Here is a 25,331-nt window from a genome sequence, read left to right on the forward strand (position 1 = left end):
GAGGGCATGCCCACCCGTGTGATCGTCGGCGGCGTGGGCGTGATCCCCGGCGCCACCATGGCCGAGCGCCGGCAGTGGTTCATGGACAACAGCGACGACGTGCGCACGCTGCTCATGTACGAGCCGCGCGGCCACGGCGCAATGAGCGGCGCGATCCTGCAGCCGCCCACCCGTCCCGACGCCGACTACGGCGTGCTGTTCATCGAAGTCTCCGGGCTGCTGCCGATGTGCGGGCACGGCACGATCGGCGTCGCCACCGTCCTCGTCGAGACCGGCATGGTGCCCGTGGTCGAGCCGGTCACCACGATCAGGCTGGACACCCCGGCCGGGCTCGTGGTCGCGTCCGTGGCGGTCGAGGACGGCGCGGCGACCTCGGTCACCATCGAGAACGTGCCGTCGTTCTCGTACGCGCTGGACCGCGAGGTCGAGGTCCCCGGCTTCGGCGCGGTGGGCTACGACCTGGCCTTCGGCGGCAACTTCTACGCCGTCGTCGAGCTGGCGGACCTGGGCCTGCCGTTCGACCGCTCGCGCGCCGGCGACCTGCTGGCCGCCGGGCTCGCCGTCATGGAGGCCGTCAACGAGCAGGACCGCCCGGTCCACCCCGAGCGCGCCGACATCAACGGGTGCCACCACGTCTACCTCAAGGCGCCCGGCTCCACGGCGAAGCTGTCCCGCCACGCCATGGCGATCCACCCCGGCTGGTTCGACCGCTCGCCGTGCGGCACCGGCACGAGCGCCCGGATGGCGCAGCTCCACGCGCGGGGCGAGCTGGCGATCGGGGAGGACTTCGTCAACGAGTCGTTCATCGGCACCCGCTTCACCGGTCGGCTGCTCGGCGAGACCACGGTCGCCGGGCTGCCCGCGGTGCTGCCGTCGATCACCGGCCGTGCCTGGGTCACCGGCACCTCGCAGTTCCACCTCGACCCCACCGATCCGTTCCCCGCGGGGTTCCTGCTGTGAGCCTGTCCCCGGTCCCGGAGCTGCCCGGCATCGGTCCCCGAGAGAACCTCCGGGACCGGATCCGGGCGGCGCTGCGCGCCGCGATCATCTCCGGCGAGCTGGAGCCCGGCGTCGTCTACTCGGCGCCGGTGCTCGGCACCCAGTTCGGCGTCTCGGCCACCCCCGTGCGGGAGGCCATGCTCGACCTGGTGAAGGAGGGGCTGGTCGTCCCGCAGCCGAACAAGGGCTTCCGGGTCACGGAGGTCTCGGAGGAGGACCTCGACAACCTGGCCGCCGTGCGGCTGCTGATCGAGCCGCGCGCCGTGCGGGAGAGCGTCTGCGCCATCCCGGAGGACGACTTCCCCGGGCTGCGCAGGCTCGCCCAGGACATCGTGGACGCCGCCGAGCGCGGCGACCTGGTCGGCTACGTCGAGGCGGACCACGTCTTCCACCTCACCCTGCTCGGCTACAGCCGCAACCCGGTGCTGGTGGACGTCGTGTCCGGCCTGCGCGCGCGGACCCGGCTGCTCGGCCTGACCCCGCTGCTGCAGAGCGGCCGGCTGGGCCGCTCGGCCGCCGAGCACCACGAGCTGCTCGACTTCATCCAGGCCCGCGACCCGGTCGGGGCCGAGCTGATGATGCACCGCCACATCGGCCACGTCCGCGGGCTGTGGGCGGGCGGCGCCGAGGGGGCGACATGACGCCGCAGTGGTTCGGGCGGTCGGCGGCCCGGCGCCGCGGCGGCGCCGACCTCGTCGTCGTCGGCGCCGGCGTGGTGGGGGCGGCGAGCGCGTACTTCGCCTCGCTCGCCGGGCTGCGGGTGGTCGTCGTCGAGCGCGGCGCCATCGCCGGGGGCACCTCCAGCGCCGGCGAGGGCAACCTGCTCGTCTCCGACAAGGAGGCCGGCCCCGAGCTCGACCTGGCCCTGTACTCCCAGCGGGTGTGGCGCGAGGACCTCGCCGAGCACGCCGCGCTGTGGGAGTTCGAGGCCAAGGGCGGCCTGGTCGTCGCGGCCTCGGAGCCGAGCGTGGCGGCGCTGCGCGAGCTCGGCGACCACCAGCGCCGGCACGGCGTCGAGGTCCGCGACGTCGCGCGGGAGGAGCTGCGCGACTACGAACCGCACCTGTCGCCGGAGCTCGCCGGGGCGGCCTTCTACCCGCAGGACGCCCAGGTCCAGCCCATGCTGGTGGTGGCCCACCTGCTCCGCCTGGCCCGGGGGCTGGGGACGGAGGTGCGCACCGGTACCGAGGTGACGGGGTTCCTGCGCGACGGCGAGCGGGTGACGGGCGTGCGCACCACCGGCGGCGACATCCCCGCCGGGGCGGTGCTCAACGCGGCGGGCACGTGGGCCGGCGCCGTGGCCGGCCTGGCCGGGGTGCGCGTCCCCGTGCTGCCCCGGCGCGGGTTCATCCTGGTCACCCAGCCCATGCCGCCTCGCACGGTCCGGCACAAGGTCTACGCCGCCGAGTACGTGGGCGACGTGGCCAGCTCCGACGCCGCCCTGCAGACCTCGCCCGTGGTCGAGGGCACCGACAGCGGCACGATCCTCATCGGCGCCTCCCGGGAGCGCGTCGGCTTCGACCGCACGGTGTCCGTCGAGGCGATCAGCGCCCTCGCCGCCAAGGCGATCGCGCTGTTCCCGATGCTGCGCGAGGTCCGCGCCATGCGCACCTACCTCGGCTTCCGGCCGTACTGCCCGGACCACCTGCCCGTCATCGGGCCCGACCCGCGCGCGCCCGGCCTGTGGCACGCCTGCGGCCACGAGGGCGCCGGCATCGGGCTGTCCACCGGCACCGGCAAGCTCGTCGCGCAGGCCCTCACGGGACGCGCCCCCGACCTCGACCTCAAGCCGTTCGCCCCCGACCGCTTCCCGGACACCGAGCCGGACACCGAGGAGGTGCCCCAGTGACCCACCGGATGACCTTCCGCGGGGCCGCCGTCCCCGCCGAGCCCGGCCAGAGCGTCGGCGCCGCCCTGGTCGCGGCGGGGATCCTCGACTGGCGCACCACGCGCAGGGCGGGCCGGCCCCGCGGCCTGTTCTGCGGCATCGGCGTCTGCTTCGACTGCCTGATCACGATCGACGGCGTGCCGGACCGCCGCGCCTGCCTGGTCCCGGCCGCCGACGGCATGCGGCTCGGCGACTCCCCGCAGGACCACTTGGCGGAGGACGGCTCCGCGCGGGACTCGCGTGACGCTTCTCAAGGAGGTGGCCGTGGCGAGGACGCATGACGTCGCCGTGGTCGGCGCCGGCCCGGCCGGTCTGGCCGCCGCCGTCGAGGCGGCCGAGGCCGGGCTCGACGTGGCGCTGGTCGACGGCGCCGCACAGCCCGGCGGCCAGTACTGGCGGCACTACGACGAGCGGCACGCCCGGCCGGACGACCGGGACGGCCACCACGGCTGGCCCGTCTTCACCGGGCTCCGCGAGCGCCTGCGCGCCGAGCGCTCCGCCGGCCGCGTCCGCTACCTGCCCGGCCGCCAGGTCTACCTCGTCACCCGGGACGAGGCCGGCGCGTTCACCCTCCGCACCACCGCCTCGCTCGGGGAGCCCGAGGCGGACGCGGCCGGGGAGGTCACGGCCCGGACGCTGATCCTCTGCACCGGGGGATACGACCGGCAACTGCCCGTGCCCGGCTGGGACCTGCCCGGGGTGATGACCGCCGGGGGAGTGCAGGCCCTGCTCAAGGGACATCGCGTGCTCGCGGGCAGGCGCGCCGTGGTCGCCGGCACCGGGCCGTTCCTGCTGCCGGTCGCCACCGGTCTCGCGCGGGCCGGGGCGTCCGTCGAGGCCGTAGCCGAGGCCAACGGCACGCTCGGCTGGCTGCGCGACCCCGTGGGGGCCGCCTCCGTCCCGGGCAAGGCCGTCGAGGCGGCGCAGTACGCGGCGCTGATGGCCCGCCATCGCATCCCGTACCGCACCAGGACCGTGGTCACCCGGATCCTCGGCCAGGACAGGGTCGAGGCGGTGCGGATCAGCCGCGTCGACCGGGACGGCCGCCCGGCCGGACCGGTCAAGGAGATCGCGGCCGACCTCGTCGCCCTCGGCTGGGGCTTCACCCCGTCGCTGGAACTCGCGCTCATGCTCGGCGCCGACACCAGGAAGGACGTCGACGGCTCCCTCGTCGTGGCCGTGGACGGCTTCCAGCGCAGCAGCGTCGAAGGCGTGTACGTCGCCGGCGAGGCGACCGGGGTGGGCGGGGCCGTCCTGGCCACGCAGGAGGGCCGCCTCAGCGCCCTCGCCCTCGCGCGCTCGCTCGGCCGCCCGGCCGTCCCGGGCCGGATGGGCCGGCTGCGGGCGGCGATCGGCCGCGGGCGCAGGTTCGCGGCGGCCATGCACCGGACGTACGCCGTGCCGAGCGCCTGGACGGAATGGCTGGAGGAGCGCACGCTCGTCTGCCGGTGCGAGGAGGTCTCCTACGGCGACCTCCGCCGGGCGCACGACGACCTCGGCGCCCACGACCCCCGCACCCTGAAGATGCTGGCCAGGCCGGGCATGGGCTGGTGCCAGGGACGGGTGTGCGGCTTCGCCACCGCGGGCATCGCGGCCTGCCTGAACCGCCGCGAGACCACCGCCGAGGACCTGCGCCCGCTGTCCACCCGCAGCCTGGCGGCCCCGGTGACCCTGGGCGAGCTAGCCGCGCTCGACCGCTCGCGCGATGCGCAAGACGATCAGTGATACGACCGACGAAAGAGGACGAGATGGGCAACGCCGTGCTGAGCGTGGACCCGCGTACCGGGGAGCCCCGCAAGCGCGTCGCGACGGAGTCGACACCCCAGGACGTCGACCGGGCGGTGCGCGCGGCGGCCGCCGCGACGGAGGCCCTCGCGGACCGCGCCGCGCGCGCCGAGCTGCTCCGCGCCGCCGCCGCGCTCCTGGAGGACGCCGCCGACGAGATCATCACGACCGCCGACGCGGAGTCCGCGCTCGGCCGGCCGCGCCTGACCGGCGAGCTCGCGCGCACCTGCTACCAGTTGCGCGCCTTCGCGGACGTGGCCGAGTCCGGCGCCCACCTCGACGTGATCATCGACCACGCCGACCCGGACGCCACACCCGCGCCCCGGCCGGACCTGCGCCGCTACAAGGTGCCCCTGGGCGTCGTCGCGGTCTTCGCCGCGAGCAACTTCCCGCTGGCCTTCAGCGTGCCCGGCGGCGACACCGCGAGCGCGCTGGCCGCGGGCTGCCCCGTCGTGGTCAAGGCGCACCCGGACCACCCGGCCACCAGCGTCCTGTGCGCCCGCCTCCTGCGCGCGGCGGCGGTCAAGGCCGGGCTGCCGGAGGACGTGGTGGGCCTGGTCCACGGCTTCGACGCGGGGCCCGAGCTGGTCCGCCACCCGCTGACGGCGGCGGTGGGCTTCACCGGGTCGGTGCGCGGCGGCCGGGCCCTGTACGACATCGCCTGCTCCCGGCCCCGGCCGATCCCGTTCCACGGCGAGCTGGGCAGCCTCAACCCGGTGGTGGTGACGGAGCGCGCGGCCGAGACCCGGGCCGCCGAGATCGGGGCCGGCCTGGCCGCCTCCTACACCCAGGGGCTCGGCCAGTTCTGCGTCAAGCCCGGCCTCGTGCTGCTCCCGGAGGGCCCGGCGGGCGACGCCGTCGTCCAGGCGGCCGTGTCGGCCGCGGTGCCCTCGGGGCCGCTGCTCGACCCGCGCATGCGGCAGGCGTTCCTGGCCGGGGTCCGCGAACGGGCCGCGCTGCCCGGCGTACGGGAGGTACTGGCGGCCGGTGAGGCGGACGGCGACGGAGAGGCGCCGCTCGCGGTGCGGCCCGGCATGCTGACCGTGGCGGCGGCGCGGCTCGCCGGCGGCGGGGAGCACGAGGAGCTGCTGGAGGAGTGCTTCGGGCCCGTCACCGTCCTGGCCCGCTACGGCTCGCCCGAGGAGCGTGACGCGGTGCTGGACGCCCTGCCCGGCAACCTCACGGCGACCGCGCACCTCGCGGCGGACGAGGGCGCGGACGGGGACGCGGCCGGCCTGGTGGCCAGATTGAGCGGGCTGGCCGGGCGCGTCGTCGTGGACGGCTGGCCCACCGGCGTGACGGTCGCCCCGGCCATGCAGCACGGCGGCCCCTACCCGGCCTCCACCAGCGGCTCCACCTCCGTGGGCAGCACCGCGATCGAGCGCTGGCTGCGACCGGTCTGCTTCCAGAACACCCCGGACGCCCTGCTTCCCCCGGAGCTGCGCGAGGCCAACCCGCTGGGCGTGCCGCGCACGGTCGACGGCGTTCACCTGCCGTCGTAGCCGGTCCGTCGAGTCGTCTAGCGCCCGCCTGATCGAGAGCGGCGGGCACCTCGCGTGACGGCTGGAGGCATCAGGGCCGGGGGATCGCCGGCGAGGAGCCCCCGACATCAGCGGAGTCGTCGGGGTCGCCGGTGTTGTCGATGAGGAGGTGGGGCGGCTCGGTCGGTCGGCCCGCGTCCTCGGTGGCGAGGCCGTCCGGGTCGGTCGGGGCGCCGGTGCGCGGGCTCGGTGGCGCGGCGGCCCGGCCGGATGTTGGCGTGGGGGCTCCCGTCGCGGTGGCCGTGGCGGGCGGGGTGGGCGTCGGCGGCAGGCAGGGGCCGCCGTCCACCTCCACCTCGCTGATCTGCGGCCCGTTGTCGGCCGCGGGCTCGGTCGCCACCATGAGGCCGAAGTGCGCCCGCGTGCCGCACGGCACGTCGCCGAGGTCGCGCAGCACCCCGCTGGTGTACACGGTGCCGCCGGTCAGCGTGCGCGTCTCCCGGGCGACCGTACGGGCCGGCCCGTCCCCGTCGCGCCGCGTGTATGCGATGCGCAGCCGTACCGGGCCCGTGCCGTCGGCGGAGACCCGCACCGACCCCGCCGACCCGCTCCACCGCACGATGCCGGCCGAGCGGACCACGGGCGCGCCCGCGCCCTGGCGGCCCGTCGGCGCGGTGACGGCGGACGACGAGGTGGGCGCGGCCGGCCCCGAGGAGACGTGTCCGGAGGGTAGGGGCCGCGACGAGGCCGGGACGGGCGCGACGGGGCCCGAGGTGGCCGGGCGCGAGGAGACGGGCGCGGACGGGCGGCGCGTGGCGGTCGCGCCCCCGCGCGCCGGGTCATCGGTCGCGGACCGTCCCGGGTTCGCGGGGTCACGGGTCCCGGACCGTCCTGGGTTGGTGGGGTCGCCGGCCGCGGACCGTCCCGGCTCCTGCGGCTGGGGCATCAGCACCGTGCCCGGATCGCGGGCCAGCCGGTCGCCCGACGCCGCGATCGCGATGGCCATGACGGTCACGGCCGCACCCGCGATCCACAGGTGGGGCGGCAGCTTCGGCACCCTCAGCAGCCGGTCGCGGAGCAGCCGGTCCCGCAGCGACGTCCGGGACCCCGCCGTGGCGGCGCCGGAGGGGGCCAGCGGGAAGCGGAGCGCGAGCAGCGTGGCCAGCTCCGCCAGGTGGCGGCGGCCCCGCTGCTCCCAGTCGGGGCCGTAGCCCGCGACCGCGTCCTCCTCCAGCTCGGCAGCGAACCGCCGCGCCGAGGCGTACCTCTCGGCCGGGTCCTTGGCCAGGCCGCACCGCAGCAGGTCGCGCAGCGCGTCGGGCACCACCTCCAGCGGCACCGGCTCGTCCAGGTGCAGGCGGCGCAGCTCCGCCACGCCGCCGGCCCGGAACGGCGGCCGTCCCTTCACGGTCTCGAACAGCAGGCACGCCGCCGCGTACAGGTCGGCGGGCGGCCCGGCGGCGCCGCGCGTCCACAGCTCCGGCGACATGTACGGCGGGCTCCCGGCGGGCACGCCCGGCTCCTCGGCGTGGACCACGACGCCGAAGTCGCCCAGCATGACCGTGCCGTCGGCCTGGACCATGACGTTCTCGGGCTTGACGTCGCGGTGCGCCACCCCGCCCTCGTGCGCCGCCGCGAGGGCCAGCAGGGCGCCCTTGAGCACGACCAGCGCCGCCTCCGGGCTCGCGTGGCCGTGCTCGGCCAGCAGAGCGCGCAGCGAGAGGCCGTCCACCAGCTCCATCACCACGGCCGCCCGGCCGGGCGTCTCGACGTACTCGTGCAGCCTGACCACGTGCGGGTCGTCGATCTCGACGAGGGACGCGGCGTCGGTCCGGAAGCGCTCCATGAACTCGGCGTCCCTGCGCAGGGTGGCGTTCAGGTACTTGATCGCCACGTAGGCGCCGGTGGTCTCGTAGGTGGCGAGGAACACGCGACCGGTGTGACCGGCGCCGAGCTGGCGCACTTCCCGGTACCCAGGGACCACGTTCAACCCCCATCACGTGAGCCGTCCCGGGCCCGCCGCCGCCGTCGCGTGAGCATGCTCCCGCCTTTTCGGCCGGCTCCGGGCCTTTCCGGCTGCTCCGGTCCTACCGGTTCGACGGTCTCATCCGGGGTGCGGGTTGTCACGACTGGCGATATTTCGCCCATGGTTGTGCTGACGTCACTCGGGGTGGCGGGGGTGGCTCGTGTACGCTTGACATACTCCCAAGCAAGCGCTCGGCTAACTGGAGGCCAGGTGGACCGCGAGGCCGTGCTCGTCATGGAGATGCAGAGAGGCGTCATCGGCGATCTCACGAAATTTCCGGACCTCGTGACGGCGTGCCGGGTCCGCGACGTCGTCCCCAACGCCGCGACGGTCGTCGCCGCCGCCCGGGCCGCCGGGATCCCCGTCGTCCACTGCACCGCCGCTTTCCGCGTCGACCGGGCCGGCTCCCACACCCGCAACTGCCCGTTCATCGTGTCGCTGCTCGACGACCCCGCGCACATGCTGGAGGGCACGCCGGCCGTCGAGGTGCTGCCCGAGCTGCGCGACCCGGGAGACCTGGAGAACCGGCGGTACCACGGCTTCTCGCCGTTCACCGGCACGTCCCTGGACATGACGCTGCGCTCGCTGGGGGTCTCGTCGGTGGTGGCCGTCGGCGTGTCGCTGAACCTGGGCATCCCGGGGCTGGCGCTGGAGGCGGTGAACCTCGGCTACCGGGTCACGGTGGTCACGGACGCGGTCGCCGGGATCCCGGAGGAGTACGCGCGGGCCGTGCTCAGGCACACGGTCAGCCTCCTCGCGACCCGCGTGACGACGTCCCGGCTGGTGGAGCGCTGGAAGGCGGGCGAGCAGGAGGAGACGCGGTGAGGCCCTCCCCGCCAGCCGCGCCTGAGACGGGCCCGCGGCGAGGAAGGGCTTGTGACGGGGGGCTTGTGGCGGAGGGGCTTGTGACGCGGAGGGGCTTGTGCCGAGGAGACGGTTGTGTGTGACGAGGAAGCGGTCGTGACGATGGAGGGGCTGCGGCTCGAGGGGCGGACCGCCGTGGTGACCGGCGCGGCGGGCGCCATCGGCGCCGCCGTGGCGGCCGACCTGACCGCCCTGGGCGCCCGCGTGGTCATCGCCGACGTGGACGCGGACGGCGCCGACGCGGTCGCCGCCGGGCTGGCCGGCGCCGTACCGCTGCCCGTGGATCTCTCCGCACCGGAGTCGGTGGAGCGGTTCTGCCACGAGCTCGCCGAACGGGGCCTGGAGCCGGACATCGTCGTCCACAACGCCGGCCTGTCGATCGTCGAGCCGTTCGCCGAGAGCGACCCGGCGGGCTGGGACCTCATGTGGCAGGTCAACCTGCGCGGCCCCATGCTCATGACCAAGCTCCTCCTGCCCGGGATGACGGCGCGGGGCTGGGGCCGGCTGGTGTTCGTCTCCTCCGACGGGGCGCGGGCCGGCTCGGGCGGCGAGGGCGCGTACGCGGCCACCAAGGCGGGACTGTTCGGACTGGCCAAGACCCTCGCCAGGGAGGCCGCCAGGGCGAACGTCACCTCCAACGTGGTCTGCCCCGGCCCCACGGACACCCCGATGCTGCGCCGCGTGTCCGCCGCCGAGCCCGGGCTGGTCGAGAAGATCTCCCGGGGCATCCCGCTGCGCCGCCTCGGCACGCCCGCCGACGTGGCCGGCCTCGTCGCCTACCTGTGCACCGACCGCGCCGCCTACATCACCGGCCAGACCCTGTCGGTGAGCGGCGGGGTCACCATGCAGTGACCGTGCGGTCAGAGGGACCGGTAGACGGCCTCGGTGAGCCGGTACCCGCGCAGGCTGCCGGAGACGGCGCCGGCCATGCGGTTCATGACGTAGCCGATGGCCAGGCCGTGCTCGGGGTCGCCGAGACCGACGAAGCCGCCGAGCCCCGTGTGGCCGAACGCGGTGGCCGACGGGACGAAGAACGTCATCGCCGGGCGCATGTAGCCGAGGCCGAAGGAACTGTCCACGTACAGGACCCGGTCGGGCCCGGAGACCCGGGGACGCAGGGCGTCGCGCAGCGTCTCGGGCCGCAGGACGTCACCCGCGAGCAGCGACCGGTAGAACCCGGCCAGGGCGCGGGCCGTGGTGACGGCGCCGGCGGCGGGCCAGCCGGCGCGCATGACGACGGGGTGGTTGGCGCCGCCCTTGAGCCGCTGCATGGAGGGGTTGCCGAGGGCGCGGTTCATGAGGCTGTCCGGATCGCGCACGGCCCTGGCCATCATCCCGAACGCGCCGCCCTCACCGCCGCCCGGGTCCGTGACCGGCGTGTCCGCGGCGGGAGCCCCCGACCGCCCTGCCGTGCCCTCCTCGGGCGCGCCGCCGTCCTGGCGCACCTCGGACGTGCCGGTGGCGGTGGTCAGGCGGGCGGCGCGGGCGATCACCGGGTCGGGGGCGCCCACCCACAGGTCCAGCCCGAGCGGCCCGGCGATCTCGGCCGCGACCAGCTCGCCCACCGTCTTGCCGGTCACCCGCCGCACCACCTCGCCCACCAGGAACCCGTACGACAGGGCGTGGTAGCCGTGCGCCGAGCCGGGCTCCCACAGCGGGCGCTGCCCGGCCAGGCGGGCCGCGACGGCCGCGTGGTCGCCGAACTCCTCCACGGGCACCGGGTCCTCGACCACCGGCAGCCCCGCCGCGTGCGTCAGCAGGTGCGCGACGGTGACGTCCGCCTTGCCCTCGGCGGCGAACTCCGGCCACACGTCCGCGACCGGCGCGGACACGTCCACCAGCCCCCGTTCGGCGAGCTGGAGCAGGACGGTCGCGGTGATCGCCTTCGTGCAGGAGTACGCGAAGGCGGGCGTGTCCTCGGCCCAGGGGCGCCCGGTGTGGCGGTCGGCCTCGCCGCCCCACAGGTCCACCACCGGCTCGCCGTCCAGGAACACCGCGAACGCGGCGCCCAGCTCCTCCCCGTCCGCCAGGTGCCGCTCGAACACCTCCCGCACCCGCGAGAACCGGGGTTCGCATCGCATGGGGGACCTCCAGACACCGTCGTGAACCGTCATGAAAGGAAGCGCTTACTTGGTTGCCGAGCCTAACAACTGGGGCCGCTTCGGCCCAGCCGACCAACGCGGCACGCTCAACCTCCTCACCCCCGGGGCCGTCCTGGACGCGCTGCGCTCCGCCGTCACGGGCGAGGTCCTCAGCCTCGCCCTGCCGATCAGGGGCTCCACCTCCTCGCCCGCGCCCGGCACCGTGCCGCACCTGAAGGGCCGGCCGTTGCCGCAGCACTTCATGTCGGTGGACGGCGGCGACTACGCGGCCGGCGCGCGGCCGGTCGGCGCGGGACTGCGCGTGGCCGACGACGCGCTGATCGTCTCCCACCACGGCACGACCACCCACATGGACGCGCTGTGCCACATGTGGTCCGGCGACGAGCTCTACAACGGCCACCCGGCCGCCCGGGTGCGCTCCTACGGGGCCACCCGGTGCGGGATCGAGCAGGTGGGCGGGGTGGTGGGACGGGGTGTCCTGTTCGACGTGCCCCGTCGCCTGGGCCTGGACCACCTGCCGGCCGGGCACCGGATCACCCCGGAGGAGCTGGAGGCGTGCGGCCCGGAGCCGCGGCCGGGAGACGTCGCGGTGGTCCGTACCGGCTGGCCGGCGGTGTGGCGGCGGTCGCGCGAGGAGTACTGGTCGGGCCAGCCCGGCCTGTCGGCGGAGGCCGGCCGGTGGCTGGCGGCGCGGGACGTCGCCGTGGTCGCCTCGGACAACGCGGCGATCGGCGGCCTGGACGAACGCCAGCTCGCGGGGGAGGGGCTGGAGGACGACCTGCACCTCATCCTGCTGCACCGGCACGGCGTCCACCTGGTGGAGATGCTGTGGCTGGAGGAGCTGAGCGCGCGGGAGCGGACGGAGTTCGTGTTCGTCGTGGCGCCGCTCGGGATCGAGGGCGGCACCGGCAGCCCCGTCAACCCGCTCGCCGTCCTCTGAGGCGTCCGGACGTCGCGTGGTACGCGCTTGACGGCGTCGTCCGGCGAGCTCCCCGGTGCGTGCCGAGACGGTCCCTCACCCGATGAGGGGAGGGGCCGGCGTCACTCCTCGGGCCGGTCGGGCCCGAGGTGGGGCGAGGAGGGGACGGCACGCACCGGCGGCTCCTTGAGCTCGATGAAGATCGCGTGCGTCTCGGTGTCGCCGATGTTGCGCCCCGCGTGCTCCTGCGCGCCGAGCCACCGCACCTGCCCCGCCTCCAGGGCGACCTCGACCTGCTGCGTCCCCGCGGTGAGGCGGCGGGTGAAGGAGGACAGCGTCACCATCACGCTGTCGGGATGCCCGTGCGGGCTGGTCGCGTCGCCCGGCCGGTCGCGGTAGCGCAGCACCCGGACGCGTTCGTTCTCGAAGACCACCGTGTACAGGTCGGGATTCGTCACCGCGGGATCGACGCTCATGGACACCTCACAGGCGGACCGCTACATGGGATCACAGTACCATGATGGGTATGTCGGTACCATATGAGCTGACCGGCCGCCGGCAGCAGAAGGCCCGCACCCGGCAGGCCCTGGTCGAGGCGGCCCGCCGCCTGCTGGCCGACGGCGAGGATCCCACCGTCGAGGACGCCGCCGCCGCGGCCGGCATCTCCCGCACCACCGCCTACCGCTACTTCCCGAACCAGTACGCCCTGCTCGCCGCGGCCCATCCCCAGATCGAGCAGACCTCGCTGCTCCCGCCGGACCCGCCCGCCGACCCGGTCGCCCGGCTGGACCTGGTGATGGCCGCCTTCACCCGGCTCACCCTCGACTGGGAGCCGCAGCTACGCGCCTCGCTGCGCCTGTCCCTGCAGCCCGGGGCGGGCCGGCAGCCCCTGCGCGGCGGGCGGGCCATCGGCTGGATCGAAGACGCCCTGGCCCCGCTCCGCGACACCCACCCGGGCCTGGACGTGCACGGGCTGGCCGTGACGATCCGCTCGGCCACCGGCATCGAGTCGCTGATCTGGCTCACCGACATCGCGGGACTCACCCGGCGGCAGGCGGCCGACACCATGCGCTGGTCGGCGCGGGCCCTGCTCGCGGCCGCCCTCGACCAGCACGCCCCAGGCCAGGAGAACCCTCGGCCGTAGCCCCGCGGCGCCGCACCACCCGCGTGCGGGTCAGGTGCCCGGGTAGTTGCCGCCGCCGTGGGTCTGGTCGAGGGCGTCGTAGTCGGGCGTGAAACCGCGCTTCGGGATGGCGTCGGCGAACACCACGTCACGAGGCTTCTTGTACGAGGCCAGCAGGCCCTTGACGTGGCCGATCAGCTCCTCGGCCGTCGCGGTGGCGTCCGGGGCGAGCACCACCACGGCCCGGACCGCCTGGTGCCAGCGCTCGTCCGGGACGCCGATGACGGCCGCGTCGGCCACCGCGGGGTGGGACTTGAGCGCCCGCTCGACCTCGGCCGGGTAGACGTTCTCGGCGCCCGACTTGATCATGCGGAGGCGGGGGCCGATGAAGGTGATCGTGCCGTCGGGCTCGCGGCGCCCGAGGTCGCCCGTGTGATGCCACCCATGGGCGAACTTCGCCGTATTTAACTCCGGTCGGGCGAAATATCCGGAAAAAAGGGTCTTGCCGCGCGCACAGATCTCGCCCACCTCCCCGGCCGGCACCTCGCTGCCGTCCGGCGCCAGGATCCGCACCTGGACGAGCGGCGACGGCCGCCCCGCGAACCCCGCCGCCCCCGGCGCCAGCCCCAGGAACGTGAGCATGCCGCCCACCTCGGTCTGGCCGTACCCGCCCATCTTGGACCGGCACCACGGCGAGTCGTCCACGGTGATCAGCTCGTCCCACTCCGCCGAGTGCGAGACGAACCGCAGCGACGACAGGTCGTACTTGCCCTGCGGCCGCACCGCCACCACGGCGTCGATCATCTGCCCGAACAGGAACGCCTGCGTGACCCGCTCGGCGTCGATCAGCCGGCAGACCTCCTCGGGGTCGAACGCGGGAGTGAACACGTTCGTCCCGCCGATCTGCAGCGTGGCCAGGCAGAACATCATCGTGCCCACGTGGAACAGCGGCCCGCTGCCGAGGAACGTGAACCCCGGCTCCATCTGCCGGACCACCAGCAGCGACGCGCTGTGCGCGACCAGGGCGGCACTGCTGAGCAGGGCCGCGTTCGGCCGGCCGTCGAAGGCGGCGGTGTAGAGGGCGAGCGCCGGCTCGGTGTCGGCGACCTGCGGGAAGTCGCGCACCGAGCCGCCCGCCACCAGCTCCTCGTACGCCTGCCCCACCCGCACCCACACGGCGGCGGACGCGCCCAGCACCTCCTGCACGGCCGTCGTCGCCTCCGACGGCTCCCAGACCACCACGCGCGGCGTCAGGTCCTCGACCACGAAGCGCAGCTCGTCGGCGGACTGCCGCCAGTTGGCGGGGCAGAAGACCGCCCCGAGCCGCGAGCAGGCCAGCAGCAGCTCCAGCACGGCGTGGGAGTTCTGCCCGAGCCAGAGCACGCGCTCGCCGGGCGCGACCCCGTGCGCCGCCAGGGCGTCCGCCAGGCGCGAGACGCGCTCGTCCAGGGCGGGATAGCTGAGCCGGACCTCGCCGTCCACGACCGCCGTCGTCTCCGGGCGGCTGCGGGCGTGCTCGGCGAGGACGTCCGAGAGGGTCAGGCTGTGGATCATCGCGCCTCCAGGGGGTGAACGCCGCGGGTCGAACGAGGGCGAGGACGAGGACGGAGAGTCAGGCGAAGGCGGGCATGACCTCGGCGGCGAAGAAGCGCATGACCTTCTTCATCTCCTCCAGCGGCATGGGCCGCGTGCTGCCGAAGTCGCAGAGCAGGTTGGCGAAGCCGGCGTCGCGCAGCAGCGTGATCTGCTCGACGACCCGCTCCGGGTCGCCGATCACGTCGAGCTGCTCCCACCGGAAGTCGGGCGACAGGCTGCCGCCCTTGAGGTAGCGGTCCTGGTAGTACTCGAAACCCTGCGCGGCCTTGCCCGTGCGCGGGTCGATGGGCGCGCTGCGCTCGTTGAAGATGCGCGAGCGGTCGAAGGCCGCCTCGAACCGGGCCTGGTCCTCGCGCGCCTGCTCGGCGGTCGGCGCCACGTAGACGCTGCGCGCCACGACCAGCTCGGCGTCCGGCTGGTGCCCGGCGCGGGCCGCGGTGTCCCGCCACGTCTCGGCCGCCTTGACGACCTTGCGGAACGTCGCCACCGGGTCGGCCAGGATGGGCAGGCCGCGCTCGGCGTACATGGTGACGGTCTCGGGCGACACGGCGGCCACGTGCAGCGGCGGGTGCGGGGCCTGGAGAGGGCGGGGGACCAGCGACACCTCGGTGCCGGTCCGGTAGAACTTTCCCTCGTGCTGGAACGACTCGCGCGTCCAGAGGCCCAGGATCACCTCCAGCGCCTCGTTGAAGCGGTCGCGGGCCTCGGCCAGGTCCACGCCGAAGCCCTCGAACTCGTAGCTCTGGTAGCCGCGGCCGATGCCGAGGTCCAGGCGCCCGCCGGAGAGCACGTCCACCTGGGCGGCCTCCTCGGCCACGTGGATGGGGTTGTGCAGCGGCAGCACCACGATGCCGGTGCCGAGCCGCAGGCGTGAGGTGCGGGCGGCGGCGTGGGCCAGCATGGTGAACAGGTTGGGCGCCACGCCGTAGTCGCGGAAGTGGTGCTCGGCCAGCCTCACCCCGTCGAATCCCAGCTCCTCGGCCAGTTGGATGAGCTCCAGATGGTAGGCGTAGACGTCCTCGAAGCTCTGCCCGTCGAAGCGGTGGAAGAGGTGGAAGGTTGAGAACTTCATGCGGCGGCCTCTCGGAGGGGTAAACCAAGCGCTCGCTTGGGAGCGTATCAGGTCTGTCCCCGCTTGAGACCCCCGCCGCGCGAAGCTTTGGCCCGCGCCGCCGCCCCTGCCGCCCGCGCCGCCGCCCGCCCGCCGCCCGCCCGCCGCCCGCCCGGCGCCCGCCCGGCGCCTCAGGCGAGGGCGGTGATCAGCCCCATCGTCAGCGCCGTCCGCTCCGGGATGTCGCCGACGACCACATGCTCGTGCCGTGCGTGCGCGCCGCCGCCCACCGCGCCCAGGCCGTCCAGCACCGGCCGGCCCAGCGCCGAGACGAAGTTCGCGTCGCTGGCGCCGCCCACCGAGATCTCCTCCAGCGGCATCCCGAAGCCCGCCGCCACCGCCTGGGCCTCCTTGAACAGCCGCTGCGAGGCGGGGTTCTGCGTCATCGGCGGCCGGTTCCACACGCCCGACACGGTGACCGTGACCCGCGGGTCGGCGGCCTTCACGGCGGCGAACGCCTCCTCGACCCGGGCCATCTCCGACGGCTCGCTGACCCGCACGTCGATGCCCGCCGTGGCGTGTCCCGCCGCGACGTTGCGGCCGGTGCCGCCGCTGACCAGGCCGACGTTGACCGTGGTGCCGCGCTCGGGGGCGGCCGCCCCGGTGATCTGGGTGATGATCTCGGCCAGCGCGTGGATGGCGCTCGCTCCCGCCTCGGGGTCGAGGCCCGCGTGCGCCTCGATCCCGGTGACGGTCACGTCGAACAGGCCGACGCCCTTGCGCGCCGTCTTCAGCGCGCCGCCGCCCGACGCCTCGAACACCAGCGTCGCCAGGGCGTCCTCGCTGGCGGCCTCGATGTACGGCCGGGAGAACGGGCTGCCGATCTCCTCGTCGCCGTTGAACAGCAGCCGCACAGACGGGTGGGGCAGACCCAGCTCGCGCAGCCCGCGCACCGCCCAGATCGACTGCACCAGGCCCGTCTTCATGTCGAACACGCCCGGCCCGGTCGCCTTGCCCCCGGACACGGTGAACGGCCACTCGGCCAGCGTGCCCGTCGGCCACACGGTGTCGTAGTGGCTGGCCATGAGCACGGTGCCGGGAGCGGTGCCCCGGTAGGTCAGCTCCAGCACGTCGCCGAGCTCGCCGCCGTCGTGCACGGCGACCAGGTCGGGCGGGCCCAGCCGCTCGGCGGTCAGGGCGCGCACGCCGCCGAGCCCGACGGTCAGCATGGCCTTGTCGGAGCTGTGGGTCTCCAGCTCGACGACCGCGCGGATGTCGTCGAGCATGGCGGGCAGGGCCCCCCGGGTCCAGTCGGTGATCGACACGGGTTTCCTTCCTGGGGCCGGCGGACGGCCGCCCCGGCTCTGAGGCTGGCGGACGGGTGCTCGTGGGTCAGCGGACGGGTGCGCCGGGGCCCAGCGGGACGCCGAGCCACCAGAACACCGAGAGCAGTACTGTCCACCACAATCTCCCCAGGGGACACCGTCACCTTCAGGCGACGGGGGGAATCGGGAGCGGGAGGACAGTCAGGTCTGAGCGTGCCCTGACCTGTCTGGCCTACGCATCAAAGATCCCTATTCACCGTGTACCAGATGCGTGACACTGTGATAATGATCGCGTGACTCGCCAGGTGCGCACCTTCCCCGGCGCGGCGTACGACCTCAGGTACCACGTCGGGGCTGAACAAGAGCATTCAGGATGCGGGTTGGTCCGCGTTCCTGACGATCCTGTCGCACAAGGCTGAAAGCGCCGGTCGCAAGCTGATCGCAGTGAACCCCGCCAACACCTCCCGCACGTGCGCCGAATGCGGGCACTGCGCGAAGGAGAACCGCACCACCCAGGCCGAGTTCCGATGTACGGCGTGCGGACACACCGCGCACGCCGACCTGAACGCGGCTGTCAACATCTTGAGGGCAGGGCTTGCCCTTCGCGACGCTGCGGAAGCGGCCTAGCGAGAAGCCGCTCTCTTAGAGAGGGGAGGAGTCACACCACGAGCAGCGTGAGTGACCGCGCTGGCCGAGCTGTCCGAGGGTCAGCTCGCTCTCGTTACGAGCTAGTCGACCGCCTACCGGGCGATCCAGTCGCTGCTGCGGCGCGGCGTCGTCCGGCCGCGGGTGGAGGTCGTGCCCGCCCTGCTGGGCTACGCGCTGGATCCACCGCGAGGACGGCCGCCTGGTCGGCTGAGCCCGTGCCGCCGTCCCCGCGTTCGGATCACTCCGCCGCGTCACTTCGCTGCGTCACTCCGCGGCGGCGGAGGCGGGCTCCCGCAGCGGAAGACGCACCTCGAACCACGTCTCGCCGGGCACCGACCGCACCTTGATCTCGCCGCCGTGCCGCCCGGCGACGATCCGGTACGAGATGTCCAGCCCGAGCCCGGTGCCCTGGCCGACGCTCTTGGTGGTGAAGAACGGCTCGAAGATCCGGTCCTTGATCGCGTCGGCCACGCCGGGGCCGGTGTCGCCGATCTCGACGATCGCCTCGTCCTCGTCGTGCGCGGTGCGGATCGTCAGCGTGCCGTCCGCGCCCATGGCGTCGAGGGCGTTGTGGATGAGGTTGGTCCACACCTGGTTCAGCTCGCCGCCGTAGGCCGGGATCGGGGGGAGCGTCCGGTCGTAGTCGGTGACCACGCTGATGCCCGGCGGGATCTTCCCGCGGAAGATCGCGATCGTGCTGTCCAGCAGGTCGTGCACGTCCACGATCTGGAACGGCGCCCGGTCCATCTGGGAGTACTGCTTGGCCGAGCGGATCAGCGACGAGATGCGCTCGGTGGCCTCGGTCACCTCGCCCAGCATCTGCGAGATCTCGACCGCCTCCGACAGCCAGCGCAGCGCGGCCGGGGCGTGCTCGTCGCCCACCTTGCTGCGCACCTTGTCCAGGTGGGCCTGGCCGAAGCCGGCCTGGACCAGCGCCGGGGCCAGGTCCCAGGCGCCGTCCAGGCCCAGCTCCTCCAGCGCCTCGCCCAGCTCGTCCTCGGCGTCGGAGATCTCCAGCGGGGAGCGCGGCGGCAGCTTGCCCAGGGCCGCGGTGCAGTTCTCCTGCATCTCGACCAGCGCGCGCAGCCGCTCCGGCGGTATGCCGTTCTCGGCGAGCTGCGCCAGCTCCATCCGGGACGACCTGATCAGCGTGCGCAGCTCGCCCACGGCGCGGACCGCCGCGGCGGCCGGGTTGTTCAGCTCGTGGGTGAGCCCGGCGGTGATCGTGCCGAGCGCCGTCAGCCGCTGCCTGCGGTCGATGACCTCCCGCTGCATCCGGCCGCCCGACAGCATGCCGTCGAGCAGGTGCATCGCCATCGGGAACCACTCGGCCACGATGTGCGCGAACTTCCTGGCCGGCAGCAGGAACATCCGGCTCGGCGCGGTGACCCGCAGCGAGTGCTGGTAGGTCTGCGGCGCCCGGTCGCCCAGGTAGGCGGAGGTGGCCCCGCCGTACACGCCGGGCTGGGAGGTGCGGGGCATCGCGACGGTGCCGGCGCTGACCGTCTCCTGGACCATCTGGATCTCGCCCTCGATGAGCACCGCGAAGCACTCGGCGGGGTCGCCCTGCCGGATGACCAGGTCGTCGGCCTGGTACGACTGGACCTGGCCGCTCATGGCCAGCTTGGTGAGCTGCTCGTCGGTGAGCCGCTCGAACAGGAACAGTTTGCGCAGCTCGTCGATGTCGATCGTGGTGGTGGTCACTGCTTCTCCAGGTAGCGGTGCACGAGCGCGACGGCCATCGCGCCCTCCCCGACGGCCGAGGCGACCCGCTTGATCGACTCGGCGCGCACGTCGCCCGCGGCCAGCACGCCGGGGACGTTGGTCTCCAGGTAGTACGGCTCGCGGCGCAGCGGCCAGTTGCGCGGCCGCCGGCCGCCCTGCAGCAGGTCGGGCCCCGTCAGCACGAAGCCCTTGGAGTCGCGCTCGACCGTGTCGCCCAGCCAGGAGGTGTACGGCTCGGCGCCGATGAACACGAACAGCCACTGCGCGTCCACGGTGCGCTCCTCGCCCTTCGTGCTGAGCGTGAGCCGTTCCAGATGCCCGTCGCCCGCGCCGCCGGTGACCTGGGTCTGGGTGTGGACCTCGATGTTGGGGATGGCGTCGATCTGCTCGATGAGGTAGTGGGACATGGACCTCTCCAATCCATCACCTCTCACCAACAGATGGACCTTGCTCGCGAATCCCGACAGGTAGACCGCGGCCTGGCCGGCCGAGTTGGCCGCGCCCACGATGTAGACCTCCAGGCCGCGGCACGACGGCGCCTCGGTGAGCGCGGCGCCGTAGAAGACGCCCCGGCCGGTGAACTCGTCCAGGCCCGGCGCCTCCAGACGCCGGTAGGTGACGCCGGTGGCCAGGATCACCGCGTGCGCCGCGATCTCGCCGCCGTCCTTGAAGCCGACCACGCGGGCCTGGCCGCGCGGCTCCAGGTGGGTGACCTTGCGCGCGCTCAGCAGCTCGGCGCCGAACTTCAGCGCCTGCCGGCGGGCCCGGTCGGCGAGCTGCTGGCCCGAGACGCCGTCGGGGAAGCCCAGGTAGTTCTCGATCCGCGAGCTCTGACCGGCCTGGCCGCCGGACGCCTGCGCCTCCACCAGGACCGTGTTGAGCCCCTCGGAGGCGCCGTAGACCGCCGCCCCCAGCCCGGCCGGGCCGCCGCCGACCACGATGAGGTCGTAGAAGTCGGTGGCCGGCGTCGTGGACAGCCCCACGGCCGAGGCCAGCGTGGACGGGTCGGGCGCCTGCAGGGACGTGCCGTCGGCCGTGACCACCAGCGGCAGGTGGCACTGCTCGCCGACCGCCGCGACGAGCTGGGCGCCCTCGGGGTCCTCCGACAGCATCCACTGGTACGGGACGTGGTTGCGGGCCAGGAAGTCGCGCACCCGGTACGACGGGGCCGACCAGCGGTCGCCCACCACGCGCAGCTCCGCCACCTCCACCCGGTCGGTGCGGTGCCAGGCGTCGAGCTGGCCGTCGATCACCGGGTAGAACTTCTCCTCCGGCGGGTCCCAGGGCTTGAGCAGGTAGTGGTCGAGGTCCACCACGTTGATCGCCTGGATCGCGGCGTCGGTGTCGGCGTAGGCCGTCAGCAGCACCCGGCGCGCGTACGGGTACATGTCCATGGCCGCTTCGAGGAACTCCACGCCGTTCATCTGCGGCATGCGGTAGTCGGCGAGGATCGCCGCCACCTCGTCGCCGCGCAGGCGCATCTCCTTGACGGCCTCGATGCCCTGGTCCGCCGCTTCGGCGCGGACGATCCGGTAGGTCTGCCCGTAACGGCGGCGCAGGTCACGGGCGACCGCCCGCGACACACCCGGATCGTCGTCCACCGTCACGATGACCGGCTTGTCCATGGCCCTGCCTTCCATGAGGTTCTCATTCGAAGCATGTCACGCCAAACGGGCCTACCAGCAAGTCGGCGCCGGCAGGCCGTCCAGCGGCCGGGGTCAGGCGATGACCCGGCTCTCGCCGCCGTCCACCAGCAGCGAGACGCCGTTGACGTACGAGGCGCGCTCGCTGGCGAGGAACGCCACCACGTCGCCCACCTCCTCCGGCTCGCCGATCCGGCCCACCGGCACCCGCGCGGCCCGGCCGGCCAGGCCCTCGTCGCCGCCCGCCAGCTCGCGCAGCCGGTCGGTCGCGATCGGGCCCGGCATCACGTTGTTGACCAGCACGCCCTCGCCGCCGACCTCCCGGGCGAGGGTCCGGACGATGCCGGCCACGCCCGAGCGGGTGGCGTTGGACAGGGCCAGGCCGTCGAGCGCCTCGCGCGCCGAGCGGCTGGTGACCGTGACGATCCGTCCCCAGCCCCGCGAGCGCATCTCGGGCAGCACCGCGTGGATGAGGCGGACCGTGCCCAGCAGGTTGCGCTGGATCGCCACTTCCCACTCCTCCAGGCTCTTGTCGGTGAACCGCCCGGCGGGCGGGCCGCCGGCGTTGGCCACGAGGATGTCCACCGGTCCCAGCACGTCGCGCGTCTCGGCCGCGACGCGGGCGGCCGAGGCCGGGTCCTCCACGTCGGCCAGCACGGCGTGGACCACGCCGCCGAACTCCTGGAGCCCCACCACGGCGTCGGCCAGCCGCTCGGGGTCACGGGCCGTCACGCAGACGTCGCAGCCCTCCCGCGCCAGGCTCCGGGCGGCGGCCAGGCCGATGCCCGCGCTGCCTCCCGTGACGAGTGCGACCTTGCCCGCGATACCGAGATCCATGAGGCGACTATAGGAGCCCGTCCGGGGCCGCCCGCCGCCGGGCACGCGGGCGGCCGATCCGCGCGGCTGTTCGGTGGAAAAGCCGCGGCGGGCATGATGAGGTGGGGCGATGGCGAGAAATCTGATCCTGTCAGGAGGCCCGTTCCACGACTTCGACGCCACCTCCGCCGCACTCGCCGAGGTGCTGGCCGAGGTCGGGATCGAGTCGGAGATCACCGAGGACATCGCCGGCGCGCTCAGCGAGCCCTCCGAGCACCAGCTCATCACCGTCAACGCCCTGCGCTGGCGGATGGGCCAGGACCGCTTCGCCGATCTGCGCGCGCAGTGGCGCTTCGAGCTGCCCGCCCAGGCCCGCACCACGTTGCTGGACCACCTGGAGCGCGGCGGCGGCGTGCTGGCCATGCACGCCGCCTCCATCTGCTTCGACGACTGGCAGGGGTGGCCGCGCGTGCTGGGCGGGTGCTGGACCTGGCCCAAATCGCACCATCCGCCGCTCGGCTGGACCGGGGTGCGCGTCCACGGCGAGCACCCGATCGTGGAGGGACTGCGCGACTTCGACGTGGTGGACGAGGTCTACAGCGACCTGGAGGTGCTGCCCGACGTGCGGCCTCTCGCCTCCTCCAACGGGCAGCCCCTCATCTGGGCCCGGCCGGTGCGGCGCGGGCGCGTGGTCTACGACGCGCTCGGCCACGACACCCGCTCCTACGACAACGAGATCCACCGCACGCTGCTGCGGCGCGCCGCGCTGTGGTTACTGAAGCGTCCCGTCACCGTGGGGGACTGACGCCAGGAACTCCCGGATCTCCCGCGCCAGCTCGCCGGGGATCTCCTCGGCCATGTGGTGGCCGCTGTCGACGGCGTGCCCGCGCACGTCGTCGGCCCAGGAGTGCCAGAGCGCGAGCGGGTCGCCGTACAGGTCCTCCATGTCGTCCTTGGAGCCCCACAGGAACAGCGCCGGGCAGCGGACCCGGCGGCCCGCCGCCCGCGCGGCCTCGTCGGCCTCCCGGTCGACGCCGAGGCCGGCCCGGTAGTCCTCGCACATCGCGTGCACGACCTCCGGGTCGTGCAGGGCCGCGCGCAGGTCCTCGTACGCCTCCCGTCCCATGTGCTCGTCGGTGTACTGATACCAGGCGTCGGGGTCGGCGTTGATGACCCGCTCGGCGGGCTTGGCGGTCTGGCCGAGGAAGAACCAGTGCCACCAGCTCGCGGCGAACCGCGCGTCGCAGCGGGCCAGCGCCTCGCCGATCGGGACGGCGTCGAGCACGACCAGCCGGCTGACCGTGTCGGGATGGTCCACGGCCAGCCGGTGGGCGACGTACGCGCCCCGGTCGTGGCCCACGACGGCGAACCGGTCGTGACCGAGCGCGCGCATCAGCGCGACCATGTCGCGGGCCATCGCCCGCTTCGAGTACGGCTGGTGGTGGGGGGTGGGGGGGGGCTTGGAGGAGCGGCCGTAGCCGCGTAGGTCGGGGCAGACCACGGTGTGGTGGGGGGCCAGCCGGGCGGCCACCTGGTGCCAGGTGGCGTGGGTGCGCGGGTGGCCGTGGAGCAGGAGCACGGGGGCGCCGGCGCCGCCGTGGCGGACGAACAGCTCGGCCTCGCCCACGTCGATCCGGTCCGCCGCGAAGTTCTCGAACATGGGAGCGCGCCTACCCGGTGGGCCCGCTTTGATCCGTCCCGGTGGCGCGGGCTTCCGGCGCCTCGGGGGCCGGGACGAGGCCGAGGCGGTGGGCGGACTCCGACTCGTGGGCCATGCGGCGCAGCGTGTCGAGCGCCCGGCCGTACAGGACCGTGCCCAGCACCAGCGCCTCCACGGCGCTCTCCCGGGGCGCGTCGATCGGGATCTTGTCCATGTCGTCGCGGGCGATCCGCCGCGCGGTCTCGGCGTAGCGGGTCAGGTCGACGGACATGCCGAGCCGGCGCAGCGTGAGCAGCGTCTGGGCCAGCTCGGCCCGGGTCGGAGCCTGCGGCGTGATCGTCCAGCCCTGGCCGGCGACGACCCGGTCGGCCTCGGCCAGGGCCGCGTCCCACGCCTCGCCGGGCTCGGGCTCGACCGTGGGGCCGAGGGCGTAGTGGGCGGTGCCGAGGACCTGGTGGATGGGCAGCGTCTCGTCCTCCACGGCCTCGACCACCTGCTTGATGGCGGCCACGGGCAGCCTGCCGACCTCCAGCAGGGCCCGGATCAGCCGCAGCCGGCGCAGGTGGGAGTCGTCGTACTCGGCGCGGGTGGCGGCGACCTGCTCGCCCTGGTGCAGCAGGCCCTCGCGCAGGTAGTACTTGATGGTCGCGATCGCCACGCCGGACCGGGCGCTCAGCTCCGAGATGCGCATCACTGGATAATAACGCTATCCAGTACGGGCGAGGTGTCGCGCCGCGTGCGCCAGGTCGTCCACCTCGGCCTGGCGGTTCCACAGGAAGACCACCTCGATCGGCGGCACGTCCTCCGCCAGCGGCACGAACACCAGGCCGTCCGGCACCGCGACTTCCTCGCGGACGCTCAGCGAGTACCCGGCGCCCGCCTCGACCATGGTGATCACCGCGTCGTGCCCGGCCGCGGACGGGCCGAGCCGCGGGTGTAAGCCCACCCGGACGAACCCCTCCAGGAAACGCCGGGCCCCCGCGACCGCGTCGGAGTCGGGCATCACCAGGGGGAGGGCGGCGAGATCGGCCAGCGACAGGGGATCGCCCGCGGCCAGCTCGTGCCCGCGGGGCAGCAGGGCGCGCACCCGGCAGCGGCGCACCGTCATGCGGGCCACGCCGCGCGGCAGCGAGCCCGGGGCGTACCCGAGTCCGGCCTGGAGGGTGCCGTCGGCGATGGAGACGAGCTGCTCGGCCGTGCTCATCGGCGCCACCCGCAGCCTGGTCCCCTCGACGCGGGCGAGCATGCGCGCCACGACGTCACCGAGGCCGTCGGCCACGCCGAGCCGGATCGCGCGCCCCCTGCCCCGGGCGGCGGTGACGGCACGCTCGAAGGCGTCCACCGCGACCGTCGCCTGCGCCAGGAACGCCTCGCCCGCCTCGGTCAGCCGCACGCCGCTGGGCGAGCGCGTGAAGAGCTCGACCCCGATCTCCTTCTCCAGGGCGCGCAACTGCTCCGACAGGGTCGGCTGGGGAACCTGGAGCACCGCGGAGGCCCGCCGGAGGCTGCCCGCGCGGGCGATCGCGATCGCGTGCCGTACGTGCCGTAGATCCATCGCTCACCTCTTGGTGATGGGGATCGGGTATCGCTTGATCACCTTCCCGTATTACAGCCGGAGATTGCCGAGCAAGCGCTTGTCTAAAGAACGGCGGCGCGTTAGCGTGACGGCGAGCACCGCAG

Annotated in this window: 24 protein-coding genes; 12 read left to right on the plus strand and 12 right to left on the minus strand. The window is 74.2% G+C overall.

Features of this window, described 5'->3' with window-relative positions:
* Positions 1 to 6 precede the first annotated feature (6 nt).
* Genes HTZ77_RS36105 through HTZ77_RS36130 form a run of 6 tightly spaced genes read left to right on the plus strand, consistent with a single transcriptional unit; the run spans position 7 to position 6,174 of the window.
* Complete coding sequence (locus tag HTZ77_RS36105) at positions 7 to 960, plus strand: proline racemase family protein (RefSeq protein WP_205304427.1); 954 nt, start codon at positions 7 to 9, stop codon at positions 958 to 960.
* Positions 957 to 1,640, plus strand: a complete 684-nt coding sequence (locus HTZ77_RS36110) for a GntR family transcriptional regulator (protein WP_328808970.1) — start codon at positions 957 to 959, stop codon at positions 1,638 to 1,640. Before HTZ77_RS36105 ends, HTZ77_RS36110 begins: the two co-directional genes overlap by 4 nt.
* Positions 1,637 to 2,848 carry an NAD(P)/FAD-dependent oxidoreductase gene (locus HTZ77_RS36115; protein WP_175594249.1) on the plus strand — a complete coding sequence of 404 codons (1,212 nt, stop codon included), beginning with the start codon at positions 1,637 to 1,639 and terminating at the stop codon, positions 2,846 to 2,848. The genes HTZ77_RS36110 and HTZ77_RS36115 overlap by 4 nt, the downstream gene beginning before the upstream one ends.
* A complete protein-coding gene (locus HTZ77_RS36120; RefSeq protein WP_328808971.1) occupies positions 2,845 to 3,168 on the plus strand; it encodes a (2Fe-2S)-binding protein in 324 nt (107 codons plus the stop codon). Before HTZ77_RS36115 ends, HTZ77_RS36120 begins: the two co-directional genes overlap by 4 nt.
* Positions 3,152 to 4,612: an FAD/NAD(P)-dependent oxidoreductase gene (locus HTZ77_RS48500; protein WP_175594250.1), complete on the plus strand. Its 1,461-nt coding sequence runs from the start codon at positions 3,152 to 3,154 to the stop codon at positions 4,610 to 4,612. The genes HTZ77_RS36120 and HTZ77_RS48500 overlap by 17 nt, the downstream gene beginning before the upstream one ends.
* Before the next feature lie 23 nt (positions 4,613 to 4,635).
* Positions 4,636 to 6,174, plus strand: a complete 1,539-nt coding sequence (locus HTZ77_RS36130) for an aldehyde dehydrogenase family protein (RefSeq protein WP_175594251.1) — start codon at positions 4,636 to 4,638, stop codon at positions 6,172 to 6,174.
* Positions 6,175 to 6,244: 70 nt separating this feature from the next.
* On the opposite strand, the gene HTZ77_RS36135 is transcribed toward HTZ77_RS36130, so the two are convergent.
* The gene (locus HTZ77_RS36135) at positions 6,245 to 8,137 is read right to left on the minus strand and encodes a protein kinase domain-containing protein (protein WP_175594252.1); all 1,893 of its coding nucleotides are present in this window, start codon (positions 8,135 to 8,137) and stop codon (positions 6,245 to 6,247) included.
* A 252-nt stretch (positions 8,138 to 8,389) separates the two neighbouring features.
* Between HTZ77_RS36135 and HTZ77_RS36140 the strand changes: the two genes are divergently transcribed.
* Entirely contained in the window at positions 8,390 to 9,004 is a 615-nt protein-coding gene (locus HTZ77_RS36140) for a cysteine hydrolase family protein (RefSeq protein WP_328808972.1), read from the plus strand.
* A 141-nt stretch (positions 9,005 to 9,145) separates the two neighbouring features.
* Positions 9,146 to 9,895, plus strand: coding sequence for an SDR family NAD(P)-dependent oxidoreductase (locus HTZ77_RS36145; RefSeq protein ID WP_175594389.1), 750 nt, complete (start codon positions 9,146 to 9,148; stop codon positions 9,893 to 9,895).
* Between the two features lie 8 nt (positions 9,896 to 9,903).
* On the opposite strand, the gene HTZ77_RS36150 is transcribed toward HTZ77_RS36145, so the two are convergent.
* Entirely contained in the window at positions 9,904 to 11,124 is a 1,221-nt protein-coding gene (locus tag HTZ77_RS36150) for a serine hydrolase domain-containing protein (protein WP_175594253.1), read from the minus strand.
* A gap of 49 nt (positions 11,125 to 11,173) precedes the next feature.
* Between HTZ77_RS36150 and HTZ77_RS36155 the strand changes: the two genes are divergently transcribed.
* Positions 11,174 to 12,085: a cyclase family protein gene (locus tag HTZ77_RS36155; RefSeq protein ID WP_175594254.1), complete on the plus strand. Its 912-nt coding sequence runs from the start codon at positions 11,174 to 11,176 to the stop codon at positions 12,083 to 12,085.
* Between the two features lie 101 nt (positions 12,086 to 12,186).
* Here the strand turns inward: HTZ77_RS36155 and HTZ77_RS36160 are convergent, their stop codons facing one another.
* Positions 12,187 to 12,540 carry a cupin domain-containing protein gene (locus HTZ77_RS36160; protein ID WP_175594255.1) on the minus strand — a complete coding sequence of 118 codons (354 nt, stop codon included), beginning with the start codon at positions 12,538 to 12,540 and terminating at the stop codon, positions 12,187 to 12,189.
* 50 nt (positions 12,541 to 12,590) lie between these two features.
* Between HTZ77_RS36160 and HTZ77_RS36165 the strand changes: the two genes are divergently transcribed.
* Complete coding sequence (locus HTZ77_RS36165; protein ID WP_175594256.1) at positions 12,591 to 13,208, plus strand: TetR/AcrR family transcriptional regulator; 618 nt, start codon at positions 12,591 to 12,593, stop codon at positions 13,206 to 13,208.
* Positions 13,209 to 13,238: 30 nt separating this feature from the next.
* On the opposite strand, the gene HTZ77_RS36170 is transcribed toward HTZ77_RS36165, so the two are convergent.
* From HTZ77_RS36170 to HTZ77_RS36180, 3 genes are all read right to left on the minus strand, one after another.
* Positions 13,239 to 14,741 carry an AMP-binding protein gene (locus HTZ77_RS36170; protein ID WP_175594257.1) on the minus strand — a complete coding sequence of 501 codons (1,503 nt, stop codon included), beginning with the start codon at positions 14,739 to 14,741 and terminating at the stop codon, positions 13,239 to 13,241.
* Positions 14,742 to 14,799: 58 nt separating this feature from the next.
* Positions 14,800 to 15,855, minus strand: coding sequence for an LLM class flavin-dependent oxidoreductase (locus tag HTZ77_RS36175; RefSeq protein ID WP_175594258.1), 1,056 nt, complete (start codon positions 15,853 to 15,855; stop codon positions 14,800 to 14,802).
* A 170-nt stretch (positions 15,856 to 16,025) separates the two neighbouring features.
* On the minus strand, positions 16,026 to 17,120 hold the full coding sequence (locus tag HTZ77_RS36180; protein WP_175594390.1) for a M20 family metallopeptidase: 1,095 nt from the start codon (positions 17,118 to 17,120) through the stop codon (positions 16,026 to 16,028).
* Between the two features lie 432 nt (positions 17,121 to 17,552).
* Here HTZ77_RS36180 and HTZ77_RS36185 point away from each other — a divergent pair, with 432 nt between their 5' ends.
* Positions 17,553 to 17,786 carry a transposase gene (locus tag HTZ77_RS36185; RefSeq protein ID WP_268960213.1) on the plus strand — a complete coding sequence of 78 codons (234 nt, stop codon included), beginning with the start codon at positions 17,553 to 17,555 and terminating at the stop codon, positions 17,784 to 17,786.
* Between the two features lie 285 nt (positions 17,787 to 18,071).
* Here HTZ77_RS36185 and HTZ77_RS36190 read toward each other — a convergent pair whose 3' ends face one another.
* From HTZ77_RS36190 to HTZ77_RS36200, 3 genes are all read right to left on the minus strand, one after another.
* A complete protein-coding gene (locus HTZ77_RS36190; protein ID WP_175594259.1) occupies positions 18,072 to 19,511 on the minus strand; it encodes an ATP-binding protein in 1,440 nt (479 codons plus the stop codon).
* Positions 19,508 to 21,172 carry an FAD-dependent oxidoreductase gene (locus HTZ77_RS36195; RefSeq protein WP_235995659.1) on the minus strand — a complete coding sequence of 555 codons (1,665 nt, stop codon included), beginning with the start codon at positions 21,170 to 21,172 and terminating at the stop codon, positions 19,508 to 19,510. Before HTZ77_RS36195 ends, HTZ77_RS36190 begins: the two co-directional genes overlap by 4 nt.
* A 78-nt stretch (positions 21,173 to 21,250) precedes the next feature.
* Positions 21,251 to 22,012, minus strand: coding sequence for an SDR family NAD(P)-dependent oxidoreductase (locus tag HTZ77_RS36200; protein WP_175594260.1), 762 nt, complete (start codon positions 22,010 to 22,012; stop codon positions 21,251 to 21,253).
* 109 nt (positions 22,013 to 22,121) lie between these two features.
* Between HTZ77_RS36200 and HTZ77_RS36205 the strand changes: the two genes are divergently transcribed.
* Entirely contained in the window at positions 22,122 to 22,796 is a 675-nt protein-coding gene (locus tag HTZ77_RS36205; protein WP_175594261.1) for a ThuA domain-containing protein, read from the plus strand.
* Here HTZ77_RS36205 and HTZ77_RS36210 read toward each other — a convergent pair.
* From HTZ77_RS36210 to HTZ77_RS36220, 3 genes are read right to left on the minus strand one after another with little or no spacing between them, the layout of a single operon-like run.
* A complete protein-coding gene (locus HTZ77_RS36210; protein WP_175594262.1) occupies positions 22,764 to 23,651 on the minus strand; it encodes an alpha/beta fold hydrolase in 888 nt (295 codons plus the stop codon). The genes HTZ77_RS36205 and HTZ77_RS36210 overlap by 33 nt on opposite strands.
* Before the next feature lie 10 nt (positions 23,652 to 23,661).
* The gene (locus HTZ77_RS36215) at positions 23,662 to 24,342 is read right to left on the minus strand and encodes a MerR family transcriptional regulator (RefSeq protein ID WP_175594263.1); all 681 of its coding nucleotides are present in this window, start codon (positions 24,340 to 24,342) and stop codon (positions 23,662 to 23,664) included.
* Between the two features lie 15 nt (positions 24,343 to 24,357).
* The gene (locus HTZ77_RS36220) at positions 24,358 to 25,206 is read right to left on the minus strand and encodes a LysR family transcriptional regulator (protein ID WP_175594264.1); all 849 of its coding nucleotides are present in this window, start codon (positions 25,204 to 25,206) and stop codon (positions 24,358 to 24,360) included.
* Between the last annotated feature and the right edge of the window lie 125 nt (positions 25,207 to 25,331).

This window comes from Nonomuraea montanisoli (assembly GCF_013363975.1).
Classification (GTDB): domain Bacteria; phylum Actinomycetota; class Actinomycetes; order Streptosporangiales; family Streptosporangiaceae; genus Nonomuraea; species Nonomuraea montanisoli.